Annotated in this window: 2 protein-coding genes; one reads left to right on the forward strand and one right to left on the reverse strand. The window is 48.1% G+C overall.

The genetic code is table 11. The features are described 5' to 3' along the window. The first annotated feature begins 121 nt into the window (after positions 1-121). The gene (locus PG896_RS21010; RefSeq protein ID WP_270836195.1) at positions 122-385 is read left to right on the forward strand and encodes a hypothetical protein; all 264 of its coding nucleotides are present in this window, start codon (positions 122-124) and stop codon (positions 383-385) included. Between the two features lie 119 nt (positions 386-504). Here the strand turns inward: PG896_RS21010 and PG896_RS21015 are convergent. Beyond that, positions 505-987: RidA family protein (locus PG896_RS21015; protein WP_270836196.1), on the reverse strand; the 483-nt coding region annotated here is incomplete at its 5' end.

Genomic DNA, 987 nt, shown 5'->3' on the forward strand with positions numbered 1-987 from the left:
CTCTGCTGTCTGAATGAACAATATTTGTTCGAATGTATGGGGTTGTTCAAAGTATAAACACTGATGCGTCAGCCCTGCCGCGGTAAGTAACCATGTCAGAAATCTAGACGGTGGAATTGATATGGATGCGGCAAGGAAAGCAATTGTAAATAATAACCAAGCACTTCGTCGTGCAAGGATGACACTTAAAGTGTTAGGGCTTTCTAAAGCAGAGGGATATCTCGAAGAGTATATAGAGGTTACTCGTGAGATCATCGCATATGGGCCTAATATCAAGCCTGAAAGAATAGCAGTTATTTCAAAGGTAATAACTAAAGGACCAGTTGATTTTTATGAATCACTTGCTCCAGAGTTAGCTAATAATTCTGTGATAAAAAATAGATAAGGATGGAAATAATCATAGGTAAGTGAAGCTATTCATAATAGGCAATTGGGTTGTAGGTCAACAAAAATATAAAAAGACACCGGCCTAAGCCGGTGTCTTTTTATCGTTAAAGCAACGTGTTACACCTGCGGCGGGGTGCTTTCTGCGTTGGACATCACAGCATCAATCTGCACCAGGGCGCCGGCGGGCAGCTCGCTGACGCCAATCACGGTGCGGGCGGGGTGGTAGCCCGGGAAGTATTGGGTGTAGATGGCATTGACCGCGTCCAGATCCGCGATGTTGGCAAGCTGGATATTGACCTTGACGATATCGTCCATCACGTGGCCGATGTTCTCCACAATAGTCTTGATATGGCCGAGGCACTGGGCGGTCTGCTCCTTGACGCAACCGGTCAGCACCTTGCCGGTGGCCATGTCGAGCGGCAGCTGGCCGGCGATATGGTTGTAGTGAGAGAAGGCGACGCTCTGGCTATGGAGCGGGCTTCTCGGCGCCTTGTCGGTATTGCGGGCGCTGATCACCAGATTGTGTCGTAAGTATTCACCGGAACAGTATTGACACAGGAAAAATGAGACGATCGTCTCTTGATCCCACTTTCCTGCTTG

The sequence above is a fragment of the Aeromonas sp. QDB30 genome (assembly GCF_027707645.1).
In the GTDB taxonomy this organism is placed as follows: domain Bacteria; phylum Pseudomonadota; class Gammaproteobacteria; order Enterobacterales; family Aeromonadaceae; genus Aeromonas; species Aeromonas caviae.

Excerpts from the sequence above, each read along its gene's own strand:
- PG896_RS21010 (WP_270836195.1), top strand. The coding sequence starts at position 122 with ATGGATGCGGCAAGGAAAGCAATTGTAAATAATAACCAAGCACTTCGT.